Genomic DNA, 14,011 nt, shown 5'->3' with positions numbered 1-14,011 from the left:
CCCCTCAGACGCCGGGCGGGCCGGGGGGCTGGCGAGCGTGAGCCAGGCGATGAGCAGGGAAGCGGCGGACATCGGGATGACTGACTCCAGCGGGTGTTGGCGCGGCGGGGGACTCTACCCTGAAGCGGACCCGGGCAAGACGGCCGCTCCCCGGCCCGCCCGGCGTCTGAGGGGGTAGCGGCGCCGAGGGTGGCCCGGGGCGGGCGCCATCCCCACTTTGTTCCCTGAACGGTCGCCCGGGCCAGGAGGCCCGGGCAGAAGAAAGGTGGAAGGCACGATGGCTTACGGACAGGCGGAGGATCCGGCTCGCTCCATCACCCCGCATCTGGACTCCGTGGATTATCCAGCGACGCGGGACGAGCTCGTCGAGGCCGCCGGTGACAGTGGCGCTCCGGTCGACGTCATCAACCTGCTCAAGTCGTTGCCCCAGAAGGAGTACATGCTGCGCGACCACGTGCTGCGCGACCTGGCGGAGGCGGAGCGCCGCTTCGCGATGAACGGGCTCAAGGACGACGACGGCGTGGACCGCGACCGGCGCAACATCGGGCGCGATCGCGTGGAGGGCGCGCCGGAGGGACAGACCCGCCACCCGTAGCGCCAACGGACGCCTTGCTTTTACGGCACACACCCCTGGAACCAGCAAGACGCTCGCGGGCGCCCCGGCTTTCTGCCAGCGTCCGCGAGCGCATGCGTCCAGGTCTCCCGTGGTGCTGTCTCGTGCTGTCGCTGGTCGCCGGGTGTTCGTCCCGGTATCCGCCGCTCAACCCCGCGCCGGGGCTGCCGCCCCCGGTGCGTCTGGACTTCAAGCCGCCCGTGGACCGCCTCCTCACCGAGTCCGTGCGCGCCACCCGCACCTTCCAGCGCGCGGGGCAGCCGGACGTCCGGGACCAGGCCGAGTTCACCACCGAGACGCGCTTCAGCCCCGCCGACGGTGGCTGGAGGGTGGCCCAGGCGGTGCGCACCCCCCGGCAGGTGCATGACGGTCAGGACGTGGTGTCGCTGCCCGGCGCCGTGCTGGAGCGCTTCACCCTGCGCCTGCACCTGGCGGCGGACGGCACCTTCGTGAAGCTCGTGGGCCCGGAGGCCGCGCAGGAGGCGCTGCGGCAGGTGGCGCCAGCGGGTTCGGGGCTGCCGGAGCTGGAGCGCTTCTTCACCCCGGAGGCGCTGGAGACGCGGACGCGCCGCGAATGGGAAGCGAAGTACGCGGGGCTCCTGCAGCGCAACCTGGTGGAAGGCCAGCGCACCTGGGCGGTGGACTTCGTCGACGTGGGCGGCGTGGAGCGGGCCTATCTGCTGGAGCGCACGGTGCAGGGCACGCGGCCCACCATGTTCGGCGACGCGGTGGTGCTGTCGCTCAAGTGCCTGGACGCGCTGCCGGAGCAGGCGCCGGCGGAGCTGCGGTCCACGTGGGCGGAGGCGGGTTCGCCCGAGCTGCTCAAGGGCGTGACGTGTGATGGAGAGCAGGTGGTCGCCTGGGGCCGGTTCGTGCCGGTGCGCCGCCTGTTGAAGGTGAACGCGGTGGTGGATGGCGGGACGCTGACGCTCACCACCGAATCGCAAGCGGAGACGCTTCAGGAGGAAGGGTCATGAGCCACGGGGAGCACCAGAACCTCATCGAGGACGAGGCGGGCGTGAAGCGCGTGGTGCAGGACGCGCGACGGGTGGCGGTGCTGGGCATCAAGACGGAGGACCACTCCGGACAGCCCGCGTACTACGTGCCGGAGTACCTGGCGAAGGCGGGCGTGGACGTGGTGCCGGTGCCCGTCTACTACCCGGACGCGAAGCAGATATTGGGCAAGCCGGTGTACCGGAAGCTCGTGGACATCCCGGGCGACATCGACCTCGTGGATGTGTTCCGCCGCGCGGGGGACATCGACCAGCACGTGGACGACATCCTCGCGAAGAAGCCCAAGGCGGTGTGGTTCCAGTCCGGCATCCGCAACGACGCGGCGGCGAAGAGGCTGGCCGATGCGGGCATCCGCGTGGTGCAGGACCGCTGCCTGATGGTGGATCACCGCCGCTACAGCGGACGCTGAGCGGACGGACTCCTGCTGGAAGAAGGCCCCCCGCACCCGAAGGTCCGGAGGGCCTGTCCTTGGCCTCGCGGCGGTGCTTCAGTAGTTGCCGGAGATGACCTTCGGCAGCGCCTTCTGCAGGTCCGGCAGCGGGCCAATCTGGCGCGAGTCGGCGGCCTGGGCGGTGCCGTTGTTGCGCAGCAGGCCGCGCATCTGCACGGACGTCAAGAGCCGCCCGTTGGCGCGCGCCACGCCCTGCGCGCTGACCGCGGCGCCCACCACGATGGGCGACGCGCTGGAGGTGCCGCTGAACGTGGACGTGTAGTACTGGTCCTCGCCGTAGGCGGTGCCGAAGCGGTCGCCGTAGCCGGTGGTGACGACGGACTCGCCCCAGGCGTGCACGTTCACGCGCGCGCCGAAGTTGGTCCAGCACATGGGCACGCGGGTGGTGGCCGTGCTCGCGCCCACCAGGATGGCGCCGGAGTCGCGCGTGGCCGGGTTGAATCGCCCGCCGTACGCCGCCGCGTCCAGGTTCGCGCTGCCGTTGCCCGCCGCCTCAATCACGATGACGCCGTTGGCGGTCGCGTTGCGGACGGCGTCGTACTCCGCCTGCCAGTACTCCATCGCGATGTAGTTGCACTGGCCCGCGTTGCACGTGCACGCCGTGCCGTCCGCGGGGCCCTGCGCGTGCAGCTCCACCAGGATGATGCCGCCCGCGCCCAGCGCGCCCGCCGCGTTGGTGATGGCGCTCGCGGCGCTCTGCGCGCCAATGGCCTCCACGCCCGGCGTCGCCAGGTTGGCGATGCCCGTCACGCCATAGCCGTTGGACGCACCGATGATTTCACCCAGCACCGCGGTGCCGTGGTTGCGCCAGCCCAGGTCGCTGAACTGCGTGCCGCCCACGCGGAAGAACGACGGGAAGTCCTCGTGCGTGGTGCGCCAGCCACCCTCGATGTCCACGAACCGCACGTTGGTGCCCCGGCCGCCGTTCACCGTCCACGCATACGTCGCGTTGATGCCGGAGGGCGCCGCGTTCAGGTAGCCCTGGTTGGCCTGGTACAGCGGCGTCGTGGGCGAGATGTCCGCCGCGGACAGGAGCGTGCGCAGCCCCGCCTCCATGCCGAAGTTCACCATCGCGGGCTCCGCGGGCGGCTGCGCGTACGCGGCCTCCACGCTCTGCACGCGGTTGAGCGCCTCCACCAGCTCCGCCACGCCCTCCGCCGTGGTGCCCGGCAAGAGCGGGACCTCGAAGTACAGGTTGAGGTCCGCCAGCTGCTGGCCGCCCTTCGCCTCACCGGACAGCTTGCTCGCGTCCAGCGCCGCCTCTTCTGCCTGCATCAGGCGCGACAGCGAACCGATGCGCGGCGCGCGGTCCAGCAGCGCCGTCACCTCCGCCACGTCCGCCTCCACCCGCGCGTCGTCCAGGCGCAGGCCCGACAACAGCTCGCGCTCGGCGGCGCCCCGCTCCGAGGCCAGCACGCGCAGGCCGTCGTCGCGCAGGCGCACGTGGCTGCCCTCGTGGAACTTCACCACCAGGCGCTCCACGAAGGTCTTCGCGGGCAGCTCACGCCCCGTCGGCTTGGGCGCCAGCGCACGCGGCGCCAGCCTGGGCGCGGCACCGGCGACGGGGGCCAACGCCAGCAGGGACACAGCCATGACCGCGCCACGCAGGGGGCGCAGGGACAGCGTCGACTTCAGCATGGACTTCCTCCGGGATGAACAGCGTCCCGACCATCGCATGCCGGTCTGTCATTCAAGTCGAGTTATTCAGGCATTTCTGTTCTGGTGTTTTATTCGCATCCCATTGAAGCCGTGGGGGATGCATGTGTTTCACGTGCTCTGTTCGAAGGGCACCGGGGGCCGGGCCAGGGCGCGCTCCGCGGAGAGCCGGGCCTGGTCCAACGCGTCGAAGCCGCGCTCCAGCGTGGCGGGGGTGACGGGTGGCAGGTTGGAGACGACGACGTAGACGGGCACGTTGCGCTGCTGGAGCACGGTGAGCTGGAGGCGGAAGTGGTCGCGCCGGAGCGCGGCGGATCCGGCGGCCAGTCCCTGCGGATAGGCCATGGGACCGCCCACCACCTTGCGCGTCTTGCTGGGCAGGAAGTGCACCAGGATGGCGTCCAGGTCCTTGCCAATGGCGCTCTCGTGCAGCGACAGCGCGGGCGCCTTGTCCACGAGTCCGCCGTCCCAGAACAGGTTGCCGTCCAGGGGCACCGCGCGGAACAGGCCGGGATAGGCGCAGGTGGCGTGCACGCGCGGCGCCAGCTCCCCGGTGGTGAACACCTGGTGCGTGCCGTGGGTGAGGTTCGCGGCGGTGAGCAGCAGCGGGTGCGGCGTCTCCTCGAAGGAGCGCACCGGCAGCGTGTCCTCCAAGAGGCGCCGGAAGCGCTCGCCCTTGAGCAGGCCGGTGAAGCCGTGCCCCGCGGACGCCACGTTGAGCACCGCGCCAATGGGGTCCGGGTCCCAGAAGTTCGCGCGCGTCTGGCGCAGCACCAGCTCCTCCAACTGGTCCATGGGCATGCCCGCCGCCGCGTACGCCGCCACCATGCCGCCCGCGGACGTGCCCGCGTACGCGTGGGGCTTCAGCCCGGCGCCGTGCAGGCCCTTCAGGAAGCCCGCGTGGCCGTAGAAACCGAAATAGCCCGCGGAGAGGACCATCCCGAAGCGCTTGCCTTCGAGCAGGGAGTGGAGCGTGGAGGAGGGCGTCATGACGGATTTTTACGGGAAGGGTGTGACCGAAGGCAACGCATTGCGTCGCCGGGGTGATTGTGTGGAAGTCAGAGCATCGATATATGTTGATGCGGCGATATGGACGTCCTCTCTCAATCCTTTCGTGTCCTGGGGGACACGACCCGGCTGCGCATCCTCCGGCTGGTGGCGCAGGCGCCGTTGAACGTGACGGAGCTGGTGTCGCTGGTGGGGGTGGCGCAGTCGTCCGTGTCGCACCACCTGTCGAAGCTGAAGGGGCTGGGGCTCATCCGCGAGGAGCGGCAGGCGGGCTTTACCTACTACTCGCTGGCGCTGGAATCGGATGACACGCGCTGGCCGCTCGTCCGGCTGGCGCGCGAGGCGGAGGACGCGGCGGGGGACTCCGCCCGGCTCAATGATTTGCTGCGCGCTCGGGAGGACCGGCAGGCGCTCAACGAGCGGCTCCTGGAGCCCGGCCAGTCGTGGTTCCTGTGGGCGGGGGCGCTGGCGTCGCTGTTGCCGCCGCTGGACGTGGCGGACTTCGGCTGCGGCACGGGCGTGTTCAGCCGCGCGCTGGCGCGGTGGGCGAAGCACGTGTGGGCCATCGACCAGAGCGAGGATGCGCTGGCCCAGGCGAAGGCGCATGCCCAGCGCGAGTCGCTGAGCAACATCACGTTCCTGCGCGAGGACCTGCACCGGCTGTCGCTTCAGGGCGGGCGGATGGACCTGGTGGTGATTTCGCAGAGCCTGCACCACGTGGAGTCGCCGGCGGCGGTGGTGTCGGAAGCCGCACGGCTGCTCAAGCCCGGCGGTCGGCTGGTGGTGTTGGAGTTGTTGCCGCATGAAGAGAAGTGGGTGCTGGAGCGGTTGGGACACCGGCACCTGGGCTTCGCGCCCGAAACCCTGGAAGCGGCCCTTCGCGAGGCCGGCTTCACGTCGTTCACCCGCGAGACGCATGCGCGCGACGGGGCCAGTCCCTTCCGCGTCTTCCTGCTCACCGGAGTCAAACCATCATGACGAGCCATCCTGCCCACCCCCTGCCGCTGCCCCCCGGGGAGCACGGCCTGCGCGTGGAGGCCCTGAAGGCCGCGATGCGTGAGCGCATCCTGGTGCTGGATGGCGCCATGGGGACGCTGCTGCAGAACCACAACCTGGTGGCGGCGGACTTCGGTGGCCCGGAGTACGAGGGCTGCAACGAGAACCTGGTGCTCACGCGCCCGGACGTCATCGAGGGCATCCACGCGAAGTACTTCGCCGCGGGCGCGGACGTGACGGAGACGGACAGCTTCGGCGGCACGCCGGTGGTGCTGGCGGAGTTCGACCTGGGGCACAAGGCGATGGAGATCAACATCGCCGCGTCGCGCCTCGCGCTAAACGCCGCCAGGGCCGCGGAGGCGAAGGACGGCCGGATGCGCTGGGTGGCGGGCTCCATTGGTCCCACCACGAAGGCCATCAGCGTCACGGGCGGCATCACGTTCGAGGAGCTGGTGGACAACTTCGCCGTGCAGGCCGAAGGGCTGGCGCTGGGCGGCTCCGACTACCTGCTGGTGGAGACGGCGCAGGACACGCGCAACGTGAAGGCGGCGCTCATCGGCATCGACCGGGCGTTCCGCAAGCTGGGCTGGGCGATTCCGGTGGCGGTGTCGGGCACCATCGAGCCCATGGGCACGATGCTCGCGGGCCAGTCGGTGGAGAGCCTGGCCACGTCGCTGGAGCACACGGACCTGCTGTACCTGGGGCTCAACTGCGCCACCGGCCCGGACTTCATGACGGACCACATCCGCACGCTGTCCGCAATGTGCTCCTTCCCGGTGTCGTGCGTGCCCAACGCGGGCCTGCCGGATGAGAACGGTCAGTACCTGGAGTCGCCGGAGATGATTGCCCGGTCGCTCAAGCGCTTCTGTGACAACGGCTGGCTCAACGTGGTGGGTGGCTGTTGTGGCACGCACGCGGGCCACATCGACGCGCTGGCCGCGATGGTGAAGGGTCTGAAGCCGCGCACGGAGGTGCCCAAGCCGCGCTCGTCGCTGTCCGGCGTGGACTACCTGGAGGTGACGGACGAGCAGCGCCCCATCATCGTGGGCGAGCGCACGAACGTCATCGGCAGCAAGAAGTTCAAGGAGCTCATCGTCGCGGGCCAGTTCGACGACGCGTCCGAAATCGCCCGTGCCCAGGTGCGCCGCGCGGCGCAGGTCATCGACATCTGCCTCGCGAACCCGGACCGGGATGAGCTGGACGACATGCGCCAGTTCCTGGACGTGGTCGTGAAGAAGGTGCGCGTGCCGCTGATGATCGACTCGACGGACGAGAAGGTCATCGCCATGGCGCTCACGTACTGCCAGGGCAAGGCCATCATCAACTCCGTCAACCTGGAGGACGGCGAGGAGCGCTTCGAGAAGGTCGTCCCGCTGGCGAAGGCGTTCGGCGCGGCGCTGGTGGTGGGCTGCATCGACGAGGTCGGCATGGCCGTCACCGCCGAGCGCAAGCTGGCGGTGGCCGAGCGCAGCTTCGAGTTGCTGACGAAGAAGTACGGCATGCGCGCGGAGGACCTGTACTTCGACCCGCTCGTGTTCCCCTGCGCCTCCGGCGACGCGCAGTACACCGGCAGCGGCGTGCAGACCATTGAAGGCGTGCGCCTCATCAAGCAGCGCTTCCCGCAGTGCCGCACGGTGCTGGGCATCAGCAATGTGTCCTTCGGCCTGCCCACTGCGGGCCGCGAGGTGCTCAACTCCGTGTTCCTGTACCACTGCGTGCAGGCGGGCCTGGACATGGCGCTCGTCAACTCGGAGAAGCTGGAGCGCTACCCGTCCCTTCCGGAGGAGGAGCGCAAGCTGTCGGAGGACCTGCTCTACAACCGGGGCGCGGACCCCGTGACGCCCTTCGCGGCGCACTTCCGCGAGCGCAAGCCCGCGCGGGCGCAGGTGAGCAGCCTGCCGCTGAATGAGCGGCTGCAGCGCTACATCATCGAGGGCACGCGCGACGGCCTCTTCGCGGACCTGGACCTGGCGATGAAGGAGATGCCGCCCCTGGAGATCATCAACGGGCCGCTGATGAAGGGCATGGACGAGGTGGGCCGCCTCTTCGGCGCCAACGAGCTCATCGTCGCGGAGGTGCTCCAGAGCGCGGAGTCGATGAAGGCCGCGGTGGGCCACCTGGAGCCGCACATGAGCAAGACCCAGGCGGCGTCGCGCGGGAAGATCGTCCTCGCCACGGTGAAGGGCGACGTGCACGACATCGGCAAGAACCTGGTGGAGATCATCCTCGCCAACAACGGCTTCCAGGTGGTGAACCTGGGCATCAAGGTCCCGCCCGAGCAGTTGGTGAAGGCGGTGAAGGAGCACCAGCCGGACATCCTCGGGCTGTCGGGCCTGTTGGTGAAGAGCGCGCACCAGATGGTGGCGACGGCGGAGGACCTCAAGCGCGCGGGCGTGGAGGTGCCCATCCTGGTGGGCGGCGCCGCGCTCAGCCGCAACTTCGTGGACCGCAACATCGCCCCGGCCTACGGCGGCGGCACGGTGGCCTACGCCCAGGACGCAATGAACGGCCTGGAGCTGGCGAAGCAGATTGTCGAACCCGCGGCGCACTCGAAGCTGCGCGACGACCTGGCCGCGCGCCGCCTCAAGCTCGCGCAGGAGGTGAAGGAGCGCCCCGCGCCCGCCGCCCCGGTGCGACGCCCGCGCAGCACGGAGGTGCCGGTGCTGGCCTCGGTGCCGCCCGCGCCGGACTTCGCTCGGCACGTGCTGACCAATACCCCGTTGGATCACATCTGGAAGTTCATCAACCCGGTGATGCTGTACGGCCGGCACCTGGGCCTGCGCACGTCGTCGCGCGCGCTGGGCACCCCGGCGGAGGCGGAGCTGGCGAAGACGGAAGAGGGCCGCAAGGCGCTGGCGCTGAAGGAGGCGGTGGAGGAGCTGAAGACGCTGCTCCGGGGCGGCGTGATGCATGCGCGCTCCGTCTTCCAGTTCTACAAGGCCGCGAGCGAAGGCGACCGCGTGCTCCTCTTCGACGGCACCACGGGCGAGCCCGTCACGACCTTCGACTTCCCGCGCCAGGACAAGGACAACGGCCTGTGCCTGGCCGACTACGTGAAGCCGCTGGAGAACGGCAAGCCCGTGGACGCGGTGGCGATGTTCGTCACCACCGCGGGCTCGGGCATCCGCGAGCTGGCGGATGGCTTCAAGGCGAAGGGCGAGTTCCTCAAGATGCACGCGGTGCAGGCCCTGGCGCTGGAGACGGCGGAGGGCTACGCGGAGCTGCTGCACACGCAGCTGCGCAGCATGTGGGGTTTCCCGGACCGGGCGGAGATGACGATGCTGGAGCGCTTCCGCGCGGAGTACACCGGCAAGCGCTACTCGTTCGGCTACCCGGCGTGCCCCCGGCTGGAGGACCAGACGAAGCTGTTCGCCGCGCTCAAGCCGGAGGAGATCGGCGTGCAGCTCACCGACGGCTGCATGATGGAGCCCGAGGCGAGCGTGTCCGCCATCGTCTTCCACCACCCGGGCGCCACGTATTTCTCCGTGACCTGACGCGTCGGGCCCGGGCGGATGGAGAACCCCGGGCCCTGTTCCACCGGAAGGGTTAGATTGCCCCCATGCCTTCGCCCACCATCCGTCGCGCCGTCCAGCTCCTGCCCGCGTGTGCCACCACGGGCATCGGCAGCCTGCCGCACACCCAGGTGGAGCTGGGGCTGCAGGCCGCGCTCGCCATGGACATCCCGTTCCTGCCGCAGCTTCCCGTGGGGCACCCCGGGGAGCTGATGATTCCCGCCGCGCTGGAGGGCCTGCCGGGCCTGCGCTTCGACGAGGACGGCGTCTGCACGGTGGACGTGGCGGAATGGAACGCGGGCCGCGCGGCCTTCGAGGCGAAGCTGGAGCAGGCGCTGGCGTCCGGGAACCTGGAGGCCTTCGAGCCCACCCCGGAAGCGTGCCGCGCGTGGAGGCCCTTCTTGTGGGAGGTGGAGCACCGCAAGCTCGCGTTCGCGAAGGCGCAGCTGTCCGGGCCCTTCACGGTCCGCTCGGTGGTGCGCACCACGACGGGGGAGCCGGTGCTGACGGTGCCTGGCCTGGACGACGCGTTCTACCGGCTGGTGATGGTGCGCGCGCTGGCGATGGTGCGCGCCCTGAAGCGCACCGGCACCACGCCGCTGTTCTACCTGGATGAGCCGGGCCTCTACGCCTACGTGAAGATGAACCCGCAGCACCTGCTGGCGCAGCAGGAATTGCGCCTGCTGGTGGTGGCCCTGCAGCGCGAGGGCGCGCTCGTGGGCATCCACTGCTGCGGCAACACGGACTGGGGCGTGCTCCTGGACGCGCAGGCGGACCTGGTGTCCCTGGACGTGCGGCTGTCGCTGGACGCGATGCTGGAGGAGCGCGAGGCGCTGGAGCGCTTCCTCGCCTCCGGCGCGACGTTCAGCCTGGGCGTCATCCCCACCGACCTGGCGTCCACGTATTCGGTGGAGGAGCTGGCGGACTCCGTGGAGGCGTCGCTGAAGGCGGCGCTGCCCCAGGGCATCGGCTTCGCGCAGGCGGTGTCCACGGTGCTGCTGACGCCCGCGTGCGGGCTCGCGATGCGCTCGGTGGTGGACGCCGAGCGCATCCTGGAGGAGTTGAAGCAGTCGCAGCGCCGGTTGAAGCGGGCGCTCGAACTCGAGCGCCCGGCCGTGCAGGGACCGACGCACGCCCACTGAGGCGCGGCCGTCCGACGACGCGCTACTGACGGCCGAGCTTCAGCTCGCGCTCGGCCTGGAACCAATCCTGTTCGGAGCTGCCGTGGGTGCCGCCCCGGGCCTGGTAGATTTCGAAGGCGCGCCGGGCGATCTGCTCGTTCGTGGGAGTGCTCGCGGACGCGTTCGCGGCCGGCTTGTCCTGGGTCCGCTCCGGCGTGGACTTCGGGGCCGGGGGCTGCGGCGTCTTCTGCGTGTTCTGACGGGCCATGGGCGCTCCTCCTGGGAAAGGCGGCCCGAAGCTTCAGGCCGCACCCCGTGACACGGAAGTGACCCCGCGCGTAGGAGGTTGTCGGCGCGACACCGCCCATCGCTTTGTGTTGAAGGATGGACGCGTCCCGGCAGGCAGGAAGTCCGCTCGTGAAGCGCATCCGTACCGTCGGTCCGCGCCTCAAGGGCGCCTGCCGGCTCAGCCCCCGGTCGCCTTCCTGGTGGTGCGTCCCGGAGCCTTCTTCTTCGCGGGCGCGGGCGCATCGCCTGTCAACACGCCATGGCCCAGCACCGCGTCCAGCGCGCGCTGCATCGCGGTGCTCATGCCCAGCGCCTCCGCTTCCTGCGGCGTGCACCACCGCAGCTCCTGGAACGCGGGCGACTTCGTGGGGCGCGGCCCGCCCGACACGCGCAGGAGCCGCAGCGTGAGGTCGCGGTGGGTGAGCTGCCGGCGCACGCTGTCCAGCGTTCCCTCTAGCGTGAGCGTCGCGCCCAGCGTGGTGGACAGTCGCTGGAGGGCTTCGGCCTCCGGCGTGTCTTCTTCCACCTCCACGGCGGGCAGCTCCCAGAGGCCGCCGAAGAGTCCCTTGTCCGCGCGTCGGGCGAACAGGAGCGTGCCCGCGTGCGGCCACACCGCCAGCGCCAGGAACAGCTTCCGGGGCGCGGCGCGCACCTTGGCCGGGGGCAGCTCATGCACGCGGCCCTTGCGGTACGCGAAGCAGCCGTCGCGCACGGGGCACAGCAGGCACAGTGGGGACTCCGGACGGCACGTCGTGGCGCCGTGCTCCATCAGCGCCTGGTTGAAGTCGCCGGGGCGCTCGCCCTTCGCAAGCTCCGTGGCCAGGGCCCACAGCGTGGCCTCGCGGTCGCGGTCCCCGGGCAGACCTTCCACTTCGAACAGGCGCGACAGCACGCGGGCGACGTTGCCATCCACGATGGGCGCGGGCTCACCGAAGGCGATGGAGGCCACGGCCCCGGCGGTGTAGCGGCCGAAGCCGGGCAGGGTGATGAGCTCTTCCGCCGTCGGGGGGAACTTCCCGCCGAAGCGCTCCACCACCTCCTGCGCGGCGCGGTGCAGGTTGCGCGCGCGGGTGTAGTAGCCCAGGCCCTTCCAGCCGGAGAGCACGTCGTCCAGGGGCGCGGCGGCCAGGGCCTTCACCGTGGGAAAGCGCGCGAGGAAACGCTCCCAGTACGGGATGACGGTGGACACCTGGGTCTGCTGGAGCATGACCTCGCTGAGCCAGATGGCATACGGGTCGCGGGTGCGGCGCCAGGGCAGGTCGCGCTTGTTGCGGTCGTACCAGGAGAGCAGTGGGCCGCGCAGGGCGGCGTGTCGCTCAGGGGTGACAGGAGGGGGAAGGGCTCCGCTGTCGGTGCGCTTGCGTGGGCTCATGGGATGGTGGGCGGTGGCTGGCGGACACCATACCCGTACGGTCGGGTGGGGCCTGCGTGTTTCCACATTCCAGGCGGTTGTCTCTCCGCTCGTCGGCCTTCTGGCGGGACGGGCGATCGTCTATAGGATGCGCCGAGTCCATGGCCCGTCCTCCCCTCCACAACGACTTCTCCTGGTCCAAGAGCCGCCACGAGAAGTTCTCCGAGTGCCTCCGGGCCTACTACCTCTACTACTACCGCTCCTGGGGCGGCTGGGAGGCGGACGCCGCGCGCGACGTGCGCGAGCTGTACGTGCTCAAGAAGCTGTCCAACCGCTACACGTGGGCGGGCAGCATCGTGCACGAAGCCCTCAAGGACGTGCTGCTGGACTGGCGCGCCGGCCGCGAGGTGGACCCCAAGGCCGTGGAGGCCCGCGCGCACAAGCTGATGCAGGACGACTTCCGGCACTCGCGCTCCAAGGCGTACTGGTCGCAGAAGTACCGCAAGCCCTTCACCGGCCTCGCGGAGCACGAGTACGCGGAGGAAGTGCCCAACGAGGCCTGGAAGCAGAACTTCGAAACGGTGCGCTCGGCGCTCGCGTGGTTCTTCCAGTCGCGCTGGCCCGGCATCGCCAAGGGACTCAAGCAGCCGCAGTGGCTGGAGGTGGACGCGGGCTTCGACTTCGCGCACTTCACCCATGAAGGCGTGAAGGTCTTCGCCATCCCGGACTTCGCCTACGTGGACGACGCGGGCTCCGTCGTGGTGGTGGACTGGAAGACGGGCCGCTCGCGCGAGGGCTACGACGAGCAGGTGCTGGGCTACGCGCTCTACATCTCCCAGCGCTACCGCTACCCGCTGGAGAAGGTGAGAGCGTCGCTGGTGTACCTGAACGAGGGCCTGGAGCACGACGTGGCGGTGGACCCTTCCGCCATGGACCTGTTCCACCAGCACTTCGCGAAGAGCGTGGCGGGGATGCGGGCGCTGCTCGTGGATCCGGCCGCCAACACGCCCAAGGGGGCGGAGGCCTTCCCCCAGACGGACAACCTCAACGCCTGCGCGCGCTGCGTCTTCCGCCGCCCGTGTGGCCGTGAGGCGGCGGTGGCGGAAGTGCGTCCGCGCGTGGCCTGACCCCCGGGCCCGAACCCTACCGCGTCGCGGCCAGCCGGCGCACCACCACGCCCGCCGCGTTCATGCCGAACGCGGAGGTGACGAACGCCACGCTGCCGTCAATCTGCGTGCGGTGGTCGCAGGTGTGGAACTCGTTGTCCTGCGGGCAGACGCACAGGAAGCCGTCGGTGGCGTCGTCGTAGTTGAGGGCGACGGGCTGGCGCCGCGTCTCGATGGAGTACACGGCGGTGATGCCCGTGTGGCGCTCCGTCTCCACGCCGTACTTGCGCTTGAGCAGCTTGCGGATGTCCTTGGCGAACGGGTCCATGTGCGTCTCGCACAGGTCCTCCACGCGGATGGCCGTCGGGTCCAGGCGGCCCGCCGCGCCCATGGAGCTGACCACCGGCAGGCCCAGCGTCACGCACCGGTGCAGCAGGTGCAGCTTCGCCTTCACGTTGTCGATGGCGTCCACCACGAAGTCGTAGCGGCCCGCGGGCAGCAGCGTCTCCGCCAGCTCCTCGCGGTAGAACTCGCGCAGCGCTTCCACCTTCGCCTGCGGGTTGATCTCCAGGCAGCGCTGGGCCATCAGCTCCGCCTTGGACTTGCCCACCGCCTTCACCGTCGCGTGCAGCTGGCGGTTGGTGTTGGTGACGCAGACGTCGTCGTGGTCCACCAGCGTCAGCCGGCCCACGCCGCTTCGCACCAGGCCCTCCGCGGTGAAGCTGCCCACGCCGCCCAGGCCGAACACCACCACGTGCGAGTTGGCCAGCCGCTCCATGGCGTTGTCGCCCAGGAGGCGCGCCGTCCGGTCGAAGCGCCGCGACAGCTTGAAGGGCTTCGCGAGCGACGGCTCGACGACGGCGTTCGGAGCGGCCGGGGGGGCGGAGGGGAGGGC

12 protein-coding genes are annotated in these 14,011 nt (G+C 70.3%); 7 read left to right on the top strand and 5 right to left on the bottom strand.

Annotated features, from left to right (window positions below):
* The first annotated feature begins 277 nt into the window (after window positions 1–277).
* The 3 genes from D7X74_RS31195 to D7X74_RS31185 all read left to right on the top strand — a co-directional run bounded on the left by D7X74_RS31195 (window position 278) and on the right by D7X74_RS31185 (window position 2,036).
* A complete protein-coding gene (locus tag D7X74_RS31195) occupies window positions 278–595 on the top strand; it encodes a DUF2795 domain-containing protein (RefSeq protein ID WP_120536660.1) in 318 nt (105 codons plus the stop codon).
* A gap of 122 nt (window positions 596–717) precedes the next feature.
* Window positions 718–1,590, top strand: a complete 873-nt coding sequence (locus D7X74_RS31190) for a hypothetical protein (protein ID WP_341870426.1) — start codon at window positions 718–720, stop codon at window positions 1,588–1,590.
* On the top strand, window positions 1,587–2,036 hold the full coding sequence (locus D7X74_RS31185) for a CoA-binding protein (RefSeq protein WP_120536658.1): 450 nt from the start codon (window positions 1,587–1,589) through the stop codon (window positions 2,034–2,036). Before D7X74_RS31190 ends, D7X74_RS31185 begins: the two co-directional genes overlap by 4 nt.
* A 78-nt stretch (window positions 2,037–2,114) precedes the next feature.
* Here the strand turns inward: D7X74_RS31185 and D7X74_RS31180 are convergent, their stop codons facing one another.
* Window positions 2,115–3,716, bottom strand: a complete 1,602-nt coding sequence (locus D7X74_RS31180) for a S8 family serine peptidase (RefSeq protein WP_120536657.1) — start codon at window positions 3,714–3,716, stop codon at window positions 2,115–2,117.
* Between the two features lie 129 nt (window positions 3,717–3,845).
* Window positions 3,846–4,724, bottom strand: coding sequence for a patatin-like phospholipase family protein (locus D7X74_RS31175; RefSeq protein WP_120536656.1), 879 nt, complete (start codon window positions 4,722–4,724; stop codon window positions 3,846–3,848).
* A gap of 99 nt (window positions 4,725–4,823) precedes the next feature.
* Here D7X74_RS31175 and D7X74_RS31170 point away from each other — a divergent pair, with 99 nt between their 5' ends.
* The 3 genes from D7X74_RS31170 to D7X74_RS31160 all read left to right on the top strand — a co-directional run bounded on the left by D7X74_RS31170 (window position 4,824) and on the right by D7X74_RS31160 (window position 10,392).
* Complete coding sequence (locus D7X74_RS31170) at window positions 4,824–5,720, top strand: metalloregulator ArsR/SmtB family transcription factor (protein ID WP_120536655.1); 897 nt, start codon at window positions 4,824–4,826, stop codon at window positions 5,718–5,720.
* Window positions 5,717–9,232: a methionine synthase gene (gene metH, locus D7X74_RS31165; protein ID WP_120536654.1), complete on the top strand. Its 3,516-nt coding sequence runs from the start codon at window positions 5,717–5,719 to the stop codon at window positions 9,230–9,232. Before D7X74_RS31170 ends, metH begins: the two co-directional genes overlap by 4 nt.
* Window positions 9,233–9,297: 65 nt before the next feature.
* A complete protein-coding gene (locus D7X74_RS31160; protein ID WP_120536653.1) occupies window positions 9,298–10,392 on the top strand; it encodes a hypothetical protein in 1,095 nt (364 codons plus the stop codon).
* Between the two features lie 22 nt (window positions 10,393–10,414).
* On the opposite strand, the gene D7X74_RS31155 is transcribed toward D7X74_RS31160, so the two are convergent.
* Window positions 10,415–10,639, bottom strand: coding sequence for a DUF2934 domain-containing protein (locus D7X74_RS31155; RefSeq protein ID WP_120536652.1), 225 nt, complete (start codon window positions 10,637–10,639; stop codon window positions 10,415–10,417).
* Window positions 10,640–10,837: 198 nt separating this feature from the next.
* Window positions 10,838–12,031 carry an A/G-specific adenine glycosylase gene (gene mutY / locus D7X74_RS31150; protein ID WP_120536651.1) on the bottom strand — a complete coding sequence of 398 codons (1,194 nt, stop codon included), beginning with the start codon at window positions 12,029–12,031 and terminating at the stop codon, window positions 10,838–10,840.
* Between the two features lie 140 nt (window positions 12,032–12,171).
* Here mutY and D7X74_RS31145 point away from each other — a divergent pair, with 140 nt between their 5' ends.
* Window positions 12,172–13,137: a PD-(D/E)XK nuclease family protein gene (locus D7X74_RS31145; protein ID WP_120536650.1), complete on the top strand. Its 966-nt coding sequence runs from the start codon at window positions 12,172–12,174 to the stop codon at window positions 13,135–13,137.
* A 16-nt stretch (window positions 13,138–13,153) separates the two neighbouring features.
* On the opposite strand, the gene D7X74_RS31140 is transcribed toward D7X74_RS31145, so the two are convergent.
* Window positions 13,154–14,011 (bottom strand): ThiF family adenylyltransferase (locus D7X74_RS31140; RefSeq protein WP_233602331.1); only part of this gene is annotated, 858 nt, incomplete at its 5' end.

Source organism: Corallococcus sp. CA047B (genome assembly GCF_003612065.1).
Classification (GTDB): domain Bacteria; phylum Myxococcota; class Myxococcia; order Myxococcales; family Myxococcaceae; genus Corallococcus; species Corallococcus praedator.
This window is presented reverse-complemented; position numbering and strand designations above follow the sequence as displayed.